At 62.4% G+C, this 15,274-nt stretch carries 7 protein-coding genes, 2 tRNA genes and 3 rRNA genes; all 12 read left to right on the forward strand.

The window, feature by feature from the left end; translation table 11 throughout:
* The first annotated feature begins 6 nt into the window (after positions 1-6).
* Positions 7-912 carry a methylisocitrate lyase gene (gene prpB / locus P8934_RS05185; RefSeq protein ID WP_133637622.1) on the forward strand — a complete coding sequence of 302 codons (906 nt, stop codon included), beginning with the start codon at positions 7-9 and terminating at the stop codon, positions 910-912.
* 51 nt (positions 913-963) lie between these two features.
* Positions 964-2,091, forward strand: a complete 1,128-nt coding sequence (prpC, locus tag P8934_RS05190) for a 2-methylcitrate synthase (RefSeq protein ID WP_278033245.1) — start codon at positions 964-966, stop codon at positions 2,089-2,091.
* 84 nt (positions 2,092-2,175) lie between these two features.
* Complete coding sequence (acnD, locus tag P8934_RS05195) at positions 2,176-4,800, forward strand: Fe/S-dependent 2-methylisocitrate dehydratase AcnD (protein ID WP_278033246.1); 2,625 nt, start codon at positions 2,176-2,178, stop codon at positions 4,798-4,800.
* Positions 4,797-5,975: a 2-methylaconitate cis-trans isomerase PrpF gene (gene prpF / locus P8934_RS05200; RefSeq protein ID WP_278033247.1), complete on the forward strand. Its 1,179-nt coding sequence runs from the start codon at positions 4,797-4,799 to the stop codon at positions 5,973-5,975. The genes acnD and prpF overlap by 4 nt, the downstream gene beginning before the upstream one ends.
* A 122-nt stretch (positions 5,976-6,097) precedes the next feature.
* The gene (gene prpD, locus P8934_RS05205; RefSeq protein WP_278033248.1) at positions 6,098-7,579 is read left to right on the forward strand and encodes a 2-methylcitrate dehydratase; all 1,482 of its coding nucleotides are present in this window, start codon (positions 6,098-6,100) and stop codon (positions 7,577-7,579) included.
* A 708-nt stretch (positions 7,580-8,287) separates the two neighbouring features.
* Positions 8,288-9,823: ribosomal RNA gene (locus P8934_RS05210) — 16S ribosomal RNA — on the forward strand.
* Positions 9,824-9,915: 92 nt separating this feature from the next.
* A tRNA-Ile gene (locus P8934_RS05215) sits at positions 9,916-9,992 on the forward strand.
* Between the two features lie 193 nt (positions 9,993-10,185).
* Positions 10,186-10,261 (forward strand) — tRNA-Ala (locus P8934_RS05220).
* Between the two features lie 213 nt (positions 10,262-10,474).
* Positions 10,475-13,362 (forward strand): 23S ribosomal RNA (locus tag P8934_RS05225).
* Positions 13,363-13,444: 82 nt separating this feature from the next.
* Positions 13,445-13,560: ribosomal RNA gene (gene rrf, locus P8934_RS05230) — 5S ribosomal RNA — on the forward strand.
* The 16S, 23S and 5S rRNA genes sit together here with 2 tRNA genes alongside, the layout of an rRNA operon.
* A 207-nt stretch (positions 13,561-13,767) precedes the next feature.
* A complete protein-coding gene (locus P8934_RS05235) occupies positions 13,768-14,196 on the forward strand; it encodes a DUF2721 domain-containing protein (RefSeq protein WP_278033249.1) in 429 nt (142 codons plus the stop codon).
* Positions 14,193-15,260 carry a 23S rRNA (cytidine(2498)-2'-O)-methyltransferase RlmM gene (gene rlmM, locus P8934_RS05240; protein WP_278033250.1) on the forward strand — a complete coding sequence of 356 codons (1,068 nt, stop codon included), beginning with the start codon at positions 14,193-14,195 and terminating at the stop codon, positions 15,258-15,260. Before P8934_RS05235 ends, rlmM begins: the two co-directional genes overlap by 4 nt.
* The last annotated feature ends 14 nt before the right edge of the window (positions 15,261-15,274 follow it).

Genomic DNA, 15,274 nt, shown 5'->3' on the forward strand with positions numbered 1-15,274 from the left:
CCCAGCATGACCCAGCAGACCCCCGGTGCGCGTTTCCGCGCCGCCCTCGAGGCCCATCGCCCGCTGCCCATCGTCGGCACCATCAATGCCTACACCGCCATGATGGCCGAGCGGGTGGGCCACCAGGCCATCTACCTCTCCGGCGGCGGCGTGGCCAACGCCTCCTTCGGCCTGCCGGACCTCGGCATGACCACCATGAACGACGTGGTCGAGGACGCCCATCGTATCTGCGGCGCCACCGAGGTACCGCTGCTGGTGGACATCGACACCGGTTGGGGTGGCGCCTTCAACATCGCTCGCACCGTCAAGGAGATGCAGCGCGCCGGCGTGGCCGCCGTCCACCTCGAGGACCAGGTGGCCCAGAAGCGCTGTGGCCATCGTCCCAACAAGGCGATCGTCTCCCAGGAGGAGATGGTGGACCGCGTCAAGGCCGCCGCGGATGCGCGCCTCGACCCCGACTTCTACCTGATCGCGCGCACCGACGCCTTCCAGAAGGATGGCCTGGATGCCGCCATCGAGCGGGCCAACGCCTGCATCGAGGCCGGCGCCGATGCCATCTTCGCCGAGGCCGTGCACACCCTCGATGACTACAAGGCGTTCTGCGAGCGCGTCGATGCGCCGATCCTTGCCAACATCACCGAGTTCGGCGCTACCCCGCTGTTCACCCAGCAGGAGCTGGGCGAGGTGGGTTGCCGCATGGTGCTCTACCCGCTCTCTGCCTTCCGCGCCATGAATGCGGCGGCCCTCAAGGTCTACCAGAGCATCCATGACAAGGGCCACCAGAAGGATGTGGTGGAGCTCATGCAGACCCGCGACGAGCTCTACGACTTCCTCAACTACCACGACTTCGAGCGCAAGCTCGACGCGCTATTTGCCGAAAACCAGCTCGCGGAGAAGGGCGGCGAGGCGTAACGCTGCCGGACCGTCAATTCCGACAAGAAACGACTCACAAGGAGACACCACATGGCAGACAAACCCGTCAGCAGCAGCGGCCTGCGCGGCCAGAGCGCCGGGACCACGGCCCTGTGCACCGTCGGCAAGACCGGCTCGGGCCTGACCTATCGCGGCTTCGACGTCAAGGAACTGGCCGAGAAGGCGAAGTTCGAGGAAGTGGCCTACCTGCTGCTCAAGGGCAAGTTGCCCAACCAGGCTGAGCTCGATGCCTACATCACCAAGCTCAAGGGCCTGCGCGGCCTGCCTGACGCGCTCAAGACCGTCCTCGAGCAGATTCCCAGGGACGCCCATCCCATGGACGTGATGCGCACCGGCGCCTCCATGCTGGGCAACCTGGAAACCGAGGAAAGCTTCGACGAGCAGCAGGACGTCTCCGACCGCCTGCTCGCCGTGCTGCCGTCGATCATCTGCTACTGGTATCGCTTCAGCCACGACGGCGTGCGCATCGAGACCGAGACCGATGACGAGTCGGTGGGCGGGCACTTCCTGCACCTGCTGCGCGACGAGCCGGCTTCCGAGCTGCATGCCCGGGTGATGAACGTCTCGCTGATCCTCTATGCCGAGCACGAGTTCAACGCCTCGACCTTCACCGCCCGTGTCTGTGCCTCGACGCTGTCCGACATGCACTCCTGCGTGACCGGCGCCATCGGCTCGCTGCGCGGCCCGCTGCATGGCGGCGCCAACGAGGCGGCCATGGCGATGATCGAGGACTGGCAGTCGCCGGAGGAGGCCGAGCGCGAGATCATGGGCATGCTCGAGCGCAAGGACAAGATCATGGGCTTCGGCCACGCGATCTATCGCGAGTCCGACCCGCGCAACGCCATCATCAAGCACTGGTCCAAGAAGTTGTCCGAGGACGTGGGCGACAGCGTGCTCTATCCGGTCTCCGAGCGCGTCGAGGAAGTGATGTGGCGCGAGAAGAAGCTGTTCTGCAACGCCGACTTCTTCCACGCCAGCGCCTACCACTTCATGGACATCCCCACCAAGCTGTTCACCCCGATCTTCGTCTGTTCGCGGGTCACCGGCTGGTGTGCCCATGTCTTCGAGCAGCGCGCCAACAACCGCATCATTCGCCCGAGCGCCGACTACGTCGGTCCGGAGAAGAGCGAGTGGGTGCCCATCGAGCAGCGCGACTGATCGATCGCCACCACCGGACGACCCTTCCAGGTCGTCCGGTCTTCTCCGCCCTCGCCCCGACGCCAGCAAGAGATCCCTCACGCCATGAATACCGACTACCGTAAACCGCTTCCCGGCACCGAGCTGGACTACTTCGACGTGCGTGCGGCCGTCGAGGCGATCCAGCCCGGTGCCTATGACACCCTTCCCTACACCTCGCGGGTGCTGGCCGAACAGCTGGTGCGCCGCTGCGAGCCGGAGATGCTCACCGACGCCCTCAAGCAGCTGATCGAGCGTCGCCGCGACCTGGACTTCCCCTGGTACCCGGCCCGGGTGGTGTGCCACGACATCCTCGGCCAGACGGCACTCGTCGACCTGGCCGGCCTGCGCGACGCCATCGCCGAGCAGGGCGGCGATCCCGCCAAGGTCAACCCGGTGGTGCCGACCCAGCTGATCGTCGACCACTCCCTGGCCGTGGAGCATGCCGGCTTCGAGTCCGACGCCTTCGACAAGAACCGCGCCATCGAGGATCGTCGCAACGAGGATCGCTTCCACTTCATCGAGTGGACCAAGACCGCCTTCGAGAACGTCGACGTGATCCCCGCCGGCAACGGCATCATGCACCAGATCAACCTGGAGAAGATGTCGCCGGTGGTGCAGGCACGCGATGGCGTGGCCTTCCCCGATACCTGCGTGGGCACCGACAGCCATACCCCGCATATCGATTGCCTGGGCGTGATCGCCATCGGCGTCGGCGGCCTCGAGGCCGAGACCGTGATGCTGGGTCGCCCCTCGATGATGCGCCTGCCCGACATCGTCGGCGTGGAGCTCACCGGCAAGCCCAAGCCCGGCATCACCGCCACCGATATCGTGCTGGCGATCACCGAGTTCCTGCGCCGCGAGCGCGTGGTTGGGGCGTATCTGGAGTTCTTCGGCGAGGGGGCCAAGAGCCTGACCATCGGCGACCGCGCCACCATCTCCAACATGACCCCGGAGTATGGCGCCTCGGCGGCGATGTTCTATATCGACGAGCAGACCATCGACTACCTCACGCTGACCGGCCGCGAGCCGGAGCAGGTGGAGCTGGTCGAGACTTACGCCAAGCAGACTGGCCTGTGGGCCGACAGCCTGACGCAGGCCCAGTACGAACGGGTGCTGACCTTCGACCTGTCCAGCGTGGAGCGCAACCTGGCGGGCCCCTCCAACCCGCACCGTCGCCTGCCCACCAGCGCCCTGCACGAGCGCGGCATTGCCGTCGACTATGACAAGGCCCAGGCGGAGGAGAAGGCGGGTCATATGCCCGATGGCGCGGTGATCATCGCCGCCATCACCAGCTGCACCAACACCTCCAATCCGCGCAACGTGGTCGGCGCTGCCCTGTTGGCCAAGAAGGCCAATGAACTGGGCCTGACGCGCAAGCCCTGGGTGAAGTCCTCCTTCGCACCAGGATCGAAGGTCGCGCGGCTCTATCTGGAGGAGGCCGGACTGCTGCCGGAGCTGGAGAAGCTCGGCTTCGGCATCGTCGCCTACGCCTGCACCACCTGTAACGGCATGTCCGGTGCCCTGGATCCGAAGATCCAGCAGGAGATCATCGACCGCGACCTCTATGCCACCGCGGTGCTCTCCGGCAACCGCAACTTCGATGGCCGCATCCACCCCTATGCCAAGCAGGCCTTCCTGGCCTCGCCGGCGCTGGTGGTGGCCTACGCCATCGCCGGTACCGTGCGCTTCGACATCGAGAAGGACGTGCTGGGTACCGATCTCGACGGCAACCCGGTGACCCTCAAGGACCTGTGGCCCTCCGACGAGGAGATCGATGCCATCGTCGGCGAGTTCGTCAAGCCGGAGCAGTTCAAGCAGGTCTATATCCCGATGTTCGACCTGGACGCCGCGGAGAAGGCCGAGAGCCCGCTCTACGACTGGCGTCCGCAGAGCACCTACATCCGCCGCCCGCCCTACTGGGAAGGCAACATGGCGGCCGTGCGTGCACTGAAGGGCATGCGGCCGCTGGCGATCCTGCCGGACAACATCACCACCGACCACCTGTCGCCGTCCAACGCCATCATGATGGACAGCGCGGCCGGCGAGTACCTGCACAAGATGGGCCTGCCGGAGGAGGACTTCAATTCCTACGCCACCCACCGCGGCGACCACCTCACCGCCCTGCGGGCCACCTTGGCCAACCCCAAGCTCTTCAACGAGATGGTGCGGGACGAGAACGGCGAGGTGAGGCAGGGGTCGCTGGCGCGCATCGAGCCGGAGGGTCAGGTGACCCGCATGTGGGAGGCCATCGAGACCTACATGGAGCGCAAGCAGCCGCTGATCGTCATCGCCGGTGCCGACTATGGCCAGGGGTCGTCGCGTGACTGGGCGGCCAAGGGCGTGGCGCTGGCCGGGGTCGAGGCGATCGTCGCCGAGGGCTTCGAGCGTATCCACCGCACCAACCTGATCGGCATGGGTGTGATGCCGCTGCAGTTCAAGGAGGGCACCACTCGCCACACCCTGCAGCTCGACGGCACCGAGACCTATGACGTCGAGGGCAAGCCGGCCCCGGGCGCGACCCTCGAGCTGGTGATCCACCGCAAGACCGGCGAGGTCGATCGCGTGCCGGTGACCTGCCGCCTGGATACCGCCGAGGAAGTGACGGTCTACTCCGCCGGCGGCGTGCTGCAGCGCTTCGCCAAGGACTTCCTGGAAGGTGTGGGGAGTGAGGAGGTGGCGAGCGCATGAGCCAGCAACCCCAGATCAGGGTTCCGGCCACCTATATGCGTGGCGGCACCAGCAAGGGCGTCTTCTTCAAGCTGACCGACCTTCCGGAGGCCGCGCAGGTGCCGGGCGAGGCCCGTGATCGCCTGCTGATGCGGGTGATCGGCAGCCCCGACCCCTACCAGAAGCAGATCGACGGCATGGGCGGCGCTACCTCCAGCACCAGCAAGACGGTGATCCTGAGCCGGAGCGAGAGTCCCGAGCACGACGTGGACTACCTCTTCGGCCAGGTCTCCATCGACAAGGCCTTCGTCGACTGGAGCGGCAACTGCGGCAACCTCTCCGCGGCGGTGGGGCCCTTCGCGATCAGCAACGGCCTGGTGGACCCGGCGCGAATCCCGGAGAACGGTGAGGTCGAGGTGCGCATCTGGCAGGCCAATATCGGCAAGACCATAGTCTCGCGGGTGCCCATCACCGATGGCCAGGTGCAGGAGACCGGCGACTTCGAGCTGGACGGGGTGACCTCCCCGGCCGCCGAGGTGCCGGTGGCCTTCAAGGACCCGGCGGACGGTGAGGGCGCCATCTTCCCCACCGGCAATCTGGTGGATGACCTGGAAGTGCCGGGCGTGGGCACCCTCAAGGCGACGATGATCAATGCTGGCATCCCGACCGTCTTCCTGAATGCCGACGAGCTCGGTTATACCGGGAGCGAATTGCAGGAGGCGATCAACGGCGACGCCAAGGCGCTGGAGATGTTCGAGACCATCCGCGCCCACGGGGCGGTGAAGATGGGGCTGATCGCCGACGTCAGCGAGGCCGCGGCTCGCCAGCATACCCCCAAGGTGGCCTTCGTGGCGCCGCCGGCCGACTACCTCGCCTCCAGCGGCAAGCAGGTCAAGGCCGACGAGGTCGACCTGCTGGTGCGGGCGCTCTCCATGGGCAAGCTGCACCACGCCATGATGGGCACTGCGGCGGTGGCTATCGCCTCGGCCGCTGCCATCGAGGGCACCCTGGTCAACCTGGCTGCCGGTGGCGGCAAGCGCAACGCGGTGACCTTCGGCCACCCCTCCGGCACCCTGCGGGTCGGCGCCGAGGCCAGCCTGGTGGACGGCCGCTGGGTGATTGACCAGGCGGTGATGAGCCGCAGCGCCCGGGTGCTGATGGAGGGCTGGGTGCGCGTTCCCGGCGACAGTTTCTAGGGGCTGCCAGGTGCAGGGTCCTCTTAAGGAAACGACGCCCCGGGTCCCAGGACCCGGGGCGTCTTCTATAGTGATGGTCACGCATCAAGGGCGTTTGCTCGACAAGGCGACAGGAGAAGTTCATGAGTACCGTGGAAGCCAACGTGCGGCCGGACTATGACGTCGAGCTGCAGAAGATCGCCGACTATGTCCTCGGCTTCGAGATCGAGAGCGGCGAGGCGCTGGACACCGCCCGCTACTGCCTGATGGACACCCTGGGGTGCGGCCTGCTGGCGCTGCGCTTCCCGGAGTGCACCAAGCACCTCGGGCCGCTGGTCGAGGGCACCGTGGTACCCCACGGGGCGCGGGTGCCGGGCACCTCCTTCCGGCTGGATCCCGTCAAGGCGGCCTGGGACATCGGGGCCATCATCCGCTGGCTCGACTACAACGATACCTGGCTGGCCGCCGAGTGGGGGCACCCCTCCGACAACCTGGGAGGAATCCTGGCCATCGCCGATCACCTCTCCCAGAAGCGGCTGGCCCAGGGGGAGTCTCCACTGACCATGCGCGAGGTGCTGGAAGCCATGGTCATGGCCCACGAGATCCAGGGCGTGCTGGCGCTCGACAACTCCTTCAACCGCGTGGGCCTCGATCATGTGGTGCTGGTCAAGGTGGCCTCGACCGCGGTGGTGGCCAAGTTGATGGGCGCCGATCGCGAGCAGCTGCTCTCGGCGCTTTCCCATGCCTGGGTCGACGGCCAGAGCCTGCGGACCTACCGCCATGCCCCCAATGCCGGTTCCCGCAAGAGCTGGGCGGCGGGTGACGCCACCTCGAGGGCGGTGCGCCTGGCTGATATCGCCATGCGCGGGGAGATGGGTATCCCCGGGGTGCTCTCCGCCCCGCAGTGGGGGTTCTACGACATCCTCTTCAGCCATACCAACCGGGATCTGGCCCTGAAGCCGGAAGCGCAGCGCAAGTTCACCTTCCAGCGCGAGCTCGGCAGCTACGTGATGGAGAACATCCTCTTCAAGATCTCCTTCCCGGCCGAGTTCCACGCCCAGACCGCCTGCGAGGCCGCCGTCACCCTGCATCCCGAGGTCAGGGATCGTCTGGACGAGATCGACCGCATCGTATTGACCACCCACGACTCGGCGATACGCATCATCTCCAAGGAGGGGGCGCTGGCCAATCCGGCAGACCGCGACCACTGCCTGCAGTACATGACCGCCGTGCCGCTGATCTTCGGCAGCCTGACCGCCGAGCACTACGAGGACGACTTCCACGAGGCGAACCCGCGCATCGATGCGTTGCGCGGCAAGATGGAGGTGGTCGAGGATGAGGCCTACTCGCGGGACTACTACGACCCCGAGAAGCGCTCCATCGCCAATGCCATCCAGGTCTTCTTCAAGGACGGCAGTGCCACCGAGAAGGTCGAGGTCGAATACCCGGTGGGCCATCGTCGCCGTCGGGCGGAGGGGATTCCGCTGCTGGTCGACAAGTTCCGGCGCAACCTGGCGACCCGTTTCCCGGCGGGCCGCTGCGAGACGATCATGGCGCTGTGCGGGGAGCAGGCGCGCCTGGAACGAACCCCGGTGAACCGCTTCGTCGACCTCTTCGTGATCTGAGCAGCCGCGGGTCTCTCCGCCGTCCTGACGTCGCGCGGCGAAGAGTGGCCACACGGGTTGAGCCACGGTCCCTGGGCAATGCCCCCCAGGGGCCCCGGGAAACACGCCGGCGAGCGATATGGCGCGGCTGTGAAAGCTGGGCTATATTTTTCTGACGCACAGGGGTTGCGCGTTCCGGCTTCAGATCGTAAAGTACGCATCCGCTGCCGGCGACGGGCACACGTTGCAGGCGGTGAAAAGTGGCAGAAGTGCTTGTTTCCATTTGGGTTTTTCGAGAAGTTCCGAAAAATTCCCGCTTGACGAACTCGCCGCATTCGGTAGAATGCACGCCACTCGTGACAGAGACCCGCCAAGGGCTTTATCGGCACTCGCATCGCTCCGGCGGTACGAGAGTTGGCCACCCGCTTCGCTTCTTCGGAACGCCTCGCAGGGTTGACAACGACAGCCGGTCACGTAGAATACGCCTTCCTCGCAGGGCGCCGGCGAGACCGCCGCTTCAGCAGAAGCCGGGCACGACGGCAACAGCGAGATGCTCCCCGCTCGAATGAGAGCTCGGAGCCGCTCTTTAACAATCGATCAGGTAATTCATGTGGGCGCTTGTCGGGATGTCGGTGACCAGTCACTGAAACATTCAAGGCAAGCGACTCGTCAAAGAGACGTTTGAACCTTGAGCCAGGTTTGGTTCCACCTTAGGAACTGTCAGACTTTAAACTGAAGAGTTTGATCATGGCTCAGATTGAACGCTGGCGGCAGGCCTAACACATGCAAGTCGAGCGGAAACGATGGAGCTTGCTCCAGGCGTCGAGCGGCGGACGGGTGAGTAATGCATAGGAATCTGCCCGGTAGTGGGGGATAACCTGGGGAAACCCAGGCTAATACCGCATACGTCCTACGGGAGAAAGCAGGGGATCTTCGGACCTTGCGCTATCGGATGAGCCTATGTCGGATTAGCTTGTTGGTGAGGTAATGGCTCACCAAGGCGACGATCCGTAGCTGGTCTGAGAGGATGATCAGCCACATCGGGACTGAGACACGGCCCGAACTCCTACGGGAGGCAGCAGTGGGGAATATTGGACAATGGGCGAAAGCCTGATCCAGCCATGCCGCGTGTGTGAAGAAGGCTTTCGGGTTGTAAAGCACTTTCAGTGAGGAAGAAGGCCTTGGGGCTAATACCCCCGAGGAAGGACATCACTCACAGAAGAAGCACCGGCTAACTCCGTGCCAGCAGCCGCGGTAATACGGAGGGTGCGAGCGTTAATCGGAATTACTGGGCGTAAAGCGCGCGTAGGCGGCGTGATAAGCCGGTTGTGAAAGCCCCGGGCTCAACCTGGGAACGGCATCCGGAACTGTCAGGCTAGAGTGCAGGAGAGGAAGGTAGAATTCCCGGTGTAGCGGTGAAATGCGTAGAGATCGGGAGGAATACCAGTGGCGAAGGCGGCCTTCTGGACTGACACTGACGCTGAGGTGCGAAAGCGTGGGTAGCAAACAGGATTAGATACCCTGGTAGTCCACGCCGTAAACGATGTCGACTAGCCGTTGGGGTCCTTGAGACCTTTGTGGCGCAGTTAACGCGATAAGTCGACCGCCTGGGGAGTACGGCCGCAAGGTTAAAACTCAAATGAATTGACGGGGGCCCGCACAAGCGGTGGAGCATGTGGTTTAATTCGATGCAACGCGAAGAACCTTACCTACCCTTGACATCGTGCGAACTTTCCAGAGATGGATTGGTGCCTTCGGGAACGCACAGACAGGTGCTGCATGGCTGTCGTCAGCTCGTGTTGTGAAATGTTGGGTTAAGTCCCGTAACGAGCGCAACCCTTGTCCCTATTTGCCAGCGATTCGGTCGGGAACTCTAGGGAGACTGCCGGTGACAAACCGGAGGAAGGTGGGGACGACGTCAAGTCATCATGGCCCTTACGGGTAGGGCTACACACGTGCTACAATGGCCGGTACAAAGGGTTGCGAAGCCGCGAGGTGGAGCTAATCCCGAAAAGCCGGTCTCAGTCCGGATCGGAGTCTGCAACTCGACTCCGTGAAGTCGGAATCGCTAGTAATCGTGAATCAGAATGTCACGGTGAATACGTTCCCGGGCCTTGTACACACCGCCCGTCACACCATGGGAGTGGACTGCACCAGAAGTGGTTAGCCTAACTTCGGAGGGCGATCACCACGGTGTGGTTCATGACTGGGGTGAAGTCGTAACAAGGTAGCCGTAGGGGAACCTGCGGCTGGATCACCTCCTTAAACGACCAGTCCCGGCACCCGGCAAGTGTCCACAATGAATTACCTGATCGAGCGAGCAAAGACTGTTTGGGTATAGGCCCAGCGTGACCAATGGGTCTGTAGCTCAGTTGGTTAGAGCGCACCCCTGATAAGGGTGAGGTCGGCAGTTCAAGTCTGCCCAGACCCACCATTCTCTGAACGGCCGGGTAGCTCAGTTGGTTAGAGCGCATCCCCGGACGTCCTGTAAAGAGAAGGGTGAGGTCGCGGGGTTTATTTCAAGTCTGCCCAGACCCACCAAATTTGTGTCATACGTCGTTGCTTTCCACCTCGTGTAGCAGGCTACACGTCGGCGAAAAGCGCCTTGTCTGACCCAAATTGCATCAGGGGCCTTAGCTCAGCTGGGAGAGCGCCTGCCTTGCACGCAGGAGGTCAGCGGTTCGATCCCGCTAGGCTCCACCATCCAACAGTCCGTGACCTGATCGAGTCTGCAGTCACAAGCCATCGTCACATTGAGTGATGACAGGTTTGTGACTGTCGATTGACAGTCTGCTCTTTAACAATGTGAATCATGCTGACAAACGTTTCTTCCGAGAGGAAGAGACACGAGATACGTCTCAAGCGTATCCGGCAATTGTCGATCGTCATCGCGGACCAGACCTCTTGGGGTTATATGGTCAAGCGATGAAGCGCATACGGTGGATGCCTAGGCAGCCAGAGGCGATGAAAGACGTGGAAGCCTGCGATAAGGCTCGGCGAGGTGGCAAACAACCTGTGACCCGGGCATTTCTGAATGGGGAAACCCACCCACGGTAACGTGGGTATCCCACACTGAATCCATAGGTGTTGGGAGGCGAACCGGGGGAACTGAAACATCTCAGTACCCCGAGGAAAAGAAATCAACCGAGATTCCCCCAGTAGCGGCGAGCGAACGGGGAGTAGCCCTTAAGCGGCACGACTGATAGGCGAACAGGCTGGGAAGCCTGACCATAGCGGGTGATAGTCCCGTAGCCGAAATCTGAGTGTCGTGAAATCGAGTAGGTCGGGGCACGAGAAACCTTGACTGAAGACGGGGGGACCATCCTCCAAGGCTAAATACTCCTGGCTGACCGATAGTGAACCAGTACCGTGAGGGAAAGGCGAAAAGAACCCCGGAGAGGGGAGTGAAATAGATCCTGAAACCGTATGCGTACAAGCAGTGGGAGCATGCATGTCATGTGACCGCGTACCTTTTGTATAATGGGTCAGCGACTTATTTTCAGTGGCGAGCTTAACCGTATAGGGGAGGCGTAGCGAAAGCGAGTCTTAACTGGGCGACCAGTCGCTGGGAATAGACCCGAAACCGGGCGATCTATCCATGAGCAGGTTGAAGGTTGAGTAACATCAACTGGAGGACCGAACCAGGATCTGTTGAAAAAGATTTGGATGACTTGTGGATCGGAGTGAAAGGCTAATCAAGCCCGGAGATAGCTGGTTCTCCTCGAAAGCTATTTAGGTAGCGCCTCACGTAGCACCGCCGGGGGTAGAGCACTGTTTCGGCTAGGGGGTCATCCCGACTTACCAACCCGAGGCAAACTCCGAATACCGGTGAGTGACGCGTGGGAGACACACAGCGGGTGCTAACGTCCGTTGTGAAAAGGGAAACAACCCAGACCGTCAGCTAAGGTCCCGAAATCCTGGTTAAGTGGGAAACGATGTGGGAAGGCTCAGACAGCTAGGAGGTTGGCTTAGAAGCAGCCATCCTTTAAAGAAAGCGTAATAGCTCACTAGTCGAGTCGGCCTGCGCGGAAGATGTAACGGGGCTCAAACCAGGTACCGAAGCTACGGGTTCGTCGAATGACGAGCGGTAGAGGAGCGTCGTGTAAGCCGATGAAGGTGGATCGAGAGGTCTGCTGGAGGTATCACGAGTGCGAATGCTGACATGAGTAACGACAAGGGGAGTGAAAAACTCCCCCGCCGGAAGACCAAGGGTTTCTGTTCGACGCTAATCGGAGCAGAGTGAGTCGGCCCCTAAGGCGAGGCCGAAAGGCGTAGTCGATGGGAAACGGGTCAATATTCCCGTACCTCACTGTATTGCGATGGGGGGACGAAGAAGGCTAGGTGAGCCAGGCGTTGGTTGTCCTGGTGAAAGTCAGTAGGCTGGGGAATCAGGCAAATCCGGTTCCCCAAGGCCGAGAGACGAGACGAACAGACTACGGTCTGGAAGTCATCGATGCCACGCTTCCAGGAAAAGCCTCTAAGCTTCAGATACAGTGGGACCGTACCCCAAACCGACACAGGTGGTCAGGTAGAGAATACCCAGGCGCTTGAGAGAACTCGGGTGAAGGAACTAGGCAAAATGGTGCCGTAACTTCGGGAGAAGGCACGCCGGACTAGGGTGACGGGACTTGCTCCCTGAGCCTGAACCGGTCGAAGATACCAGGTGGCTGCAACTGTTTATTAAAAACACAGCACTCTGCAAACGCGCAAGCGGACGTATAGGGTGTGACGCCTGCCCGGTGCCGGAAGGTTAAGTGATGGTGTTAGCGCAAGCGAAGCTCCTGATCGAAGCCCCGGTAAACGGCGGCCGTAACTATAACGGTCCTAAGGTAGCGAAATTCCTTGTCGGGTAAGTTCCGACCTGCACGAATGGCGTAATGATGGCCACGCTGTCTCCACCCGAGACTCAGTGAAATTGAAATCGCAGTGAAGATGCTGTGTACCCGCGGCTAGACGGAAAGACCCCGTGAACCTTTACTATAGCTTCACACTGGACGCTGATGTTGCTTGTGTAGGATAGCTGGGAGGCTTGGAAACCGTGGCGCCAGCCACGGTGGAGCCAACCTTGAAATACCAGCCTGGCATCATTGGCGTTCTAACTCAGGTCCGTGATCCGGATCGAGGACCGTGTGTGGTGGGTAGTTTGACTGGGGCGGTCTCCTCCCAAAGCGTAACGGAGGAGCACGAAGGTACCCTCAGCACGGTTGGAAATCGTGCATTGAGTGCAAGAGCATAAGGGTGCTTAACTGCGAGACAGACACGTCGAGCAGGTACGAAAGTAGGTTCTAGTGATCCGGTGGTTCTGTATGGAAGGGCCATCGCTCAACGGATAAAAGGTACTCCGGGGATAACAGGCTGATACCGCCCAAGAGTTCACATCGACGGCGGTGTTTGGCACCTCGATGTCGGCTCATCACATCCTGGGGCTGAAGTCGGTCCCAAGGGTATGGCTGTTCGCCATTTAAAGTGGTACGCGAGCTGGGTTTAGAACGTCGTGAGACAGTTCGGTCCCTATCTGCCGTGGGCGTTGGATGTTTGAGAAGTGCTGCTCCTAGTACGAGAGGACCGGAGTGGACGCACCTCTGGTGTTCCGGTTGTCACGCCAGTGGCATTGCCGGGTAGCTATGTGCGGACGGGATAACCGCTGAAAGCATCTAAGCGGGAAGCCCCCTTCAAGATGAGACATCCCCGAGGCCTTGAGCCTCCTGAAGGGCCCAGCGAGACCAGCTGGTTGATAGGCCGGATGTGGAAGCGCTGCAAGGCGTTGAGCTAACCGGTACTAATGGCCCGTGAGGCTTGACCATATAACACCCAAGCGGTCTGCCGATGGCGACCGACATGACGGATACGACGAGACGTATCGTCAGCATGATTCACCGTTTTTCGCCTGACGACCATAGCGTGCGGGAACCACCTGATCCCATGCCGAACTCAGCAGTGAAACCGCTCAGCGCCGATGGTAGTGTGGGGCCTCCCCATGCGAGAGTAGGTCATCGTCAGGCACTTATTCAGAAACCCCGGCCATTGGTCGGGGTTTCGTTGTTATGGGGGCCTCCCCATGAAGAGTAGCGGAGCGCCGCCCGGGTCTTCGTCAGGCACCTATCCCGAGAAGACCCCGTGTTCGAAAGAGCACGGGGTCTTTTCATGTGCGGCCCGTGAAAGTGTCACCTGTTATCATGGCGTTGCGAATGACAACCGGAGATCGTTCCGTGACGCTGACCACCCCGGCCCTGCTTTTTCCCGCCATCTCGTTGCTGCTGCTGGCCTATACCAACCGTTTCCTGGTACTCGCCCAGCTGATCCGCAAGCTGGCGGACGAGGAGCGTGACCGGCATCAGTCCGGCACCGCCCGACAGATCCTGCTGCTGCGTCGGCGCATCTCCCTGACCAAACGCATGCAGGTGGCGGGCGTGCTGAGCTTCCTGCTATGCACGCTGTCGATGTTCGCGCTTTTCCTGTCGCTCGAACTGCTGGGCATGCTGCTCTTCGGCGTGAGCCTGGTGACCCTCTCCATATCGCTGATCTACTCGCTCTGGGAGGTGACCATTTCCACCAATGCACTCAATGTCCAGTTGCAGGATATCGAGGACCTGAGGAAGGGCACCTCCGCGGTGGCGGCCGAGGAGGCCGGCCCATGAGCGTTCCCGGTGAACTGCTGCTCTATTGTCGCCCCGGGTTCGAGCAGGACCTGGCGGCAGAGCTCGCGGAAAAGGCCATGGCGCTCGGCTGGCAGGGAGAGGCCGATGCCAGGCCCGATGCCGGTTTCGTGCGCTTCATCGCCGCCGGCGATGCTCCGGCCAATGCCCTGCATCGGGCACTGCCGCTGACAGGCCTGGTGTTTGCCCGCCAGAGCCTGCTCGCACTGCCGCCCCTTGCGCTCCCGCGCGAAGATCGCCTCACCCCGATCATCGAGCAGGTGGTGGCGAGCGGCTGGAGCTTCGACTCGGTCTGGCAGGAGACGCCGGACACCAACGAGGCCAAGGCCCTCGCCGGCCTGATCAAGGCACTGAAGCGACCGCTGGAGTCGCTGCTCAAGAAGCGCGGCGCCCTGCGGCGCAAGGCTGACGGGCGTCGGCTTCACCTGCTGTGGAGTGACGGTGACCGCGTGCAGCTGGGCATGAGCTTCCCCGGCAATCGCAGCGAACTCGCCGGGGGAATTCGCCGGCTGCGTTTTCCCCATCGTGCGCCCAGCCGCTCCACCCTCAAGCTGGAGGAGGCCTGGCACGAATTCATCCCGCGAGACGAATGGGACGAGCGTCTGGGGGAGGGCATGCAGGCGGCCGATCTGGGTGCCGCTCCCGGCGGCTGGACCTGGCAGCTGGTGCAGCGCGGGATGCATGTCTATGCCATCGACAATGGCCCCATGGACAAGGGGTTGATGGCCACGGGGCTGGTGGAGCACCTGCGCGAGGATGGCTTCGTCTGGGAGCCGCCCGGTCGGCTCGACTGGCTGGTGTGCGATATCGTCGACAAGCCATCGCGCGTGATGGCGATGGTCCAGCGCTGGCTGGTGCGGCGCTGGTGCCGCGAGGCGGTCTTCAACCTGAAGCTGCCCATGAAGCGGCGCTGGCAGGAGGTCTCACGCTGCCTCGCGGGCCTGGAGTCAGCGCTCGCCGAGGCCGGCGTGCGGGCCGAGGTGGCGTGTCGCCACCTCTACCATGATCGCGAGGAGGTGACGGTACACGTGCGGCTTCTGGACTGATGGGGATCCGCGAG

This window comes from Halomonas sp. CKK8 (genome assembly GCF_029625235.1).
Lineage (GTDB): Bacteria > Pseudomonadota > Gammaproteobacteria > Pseudomonadales > Halomonadaceae > Halomonas > Halomonas ventosae.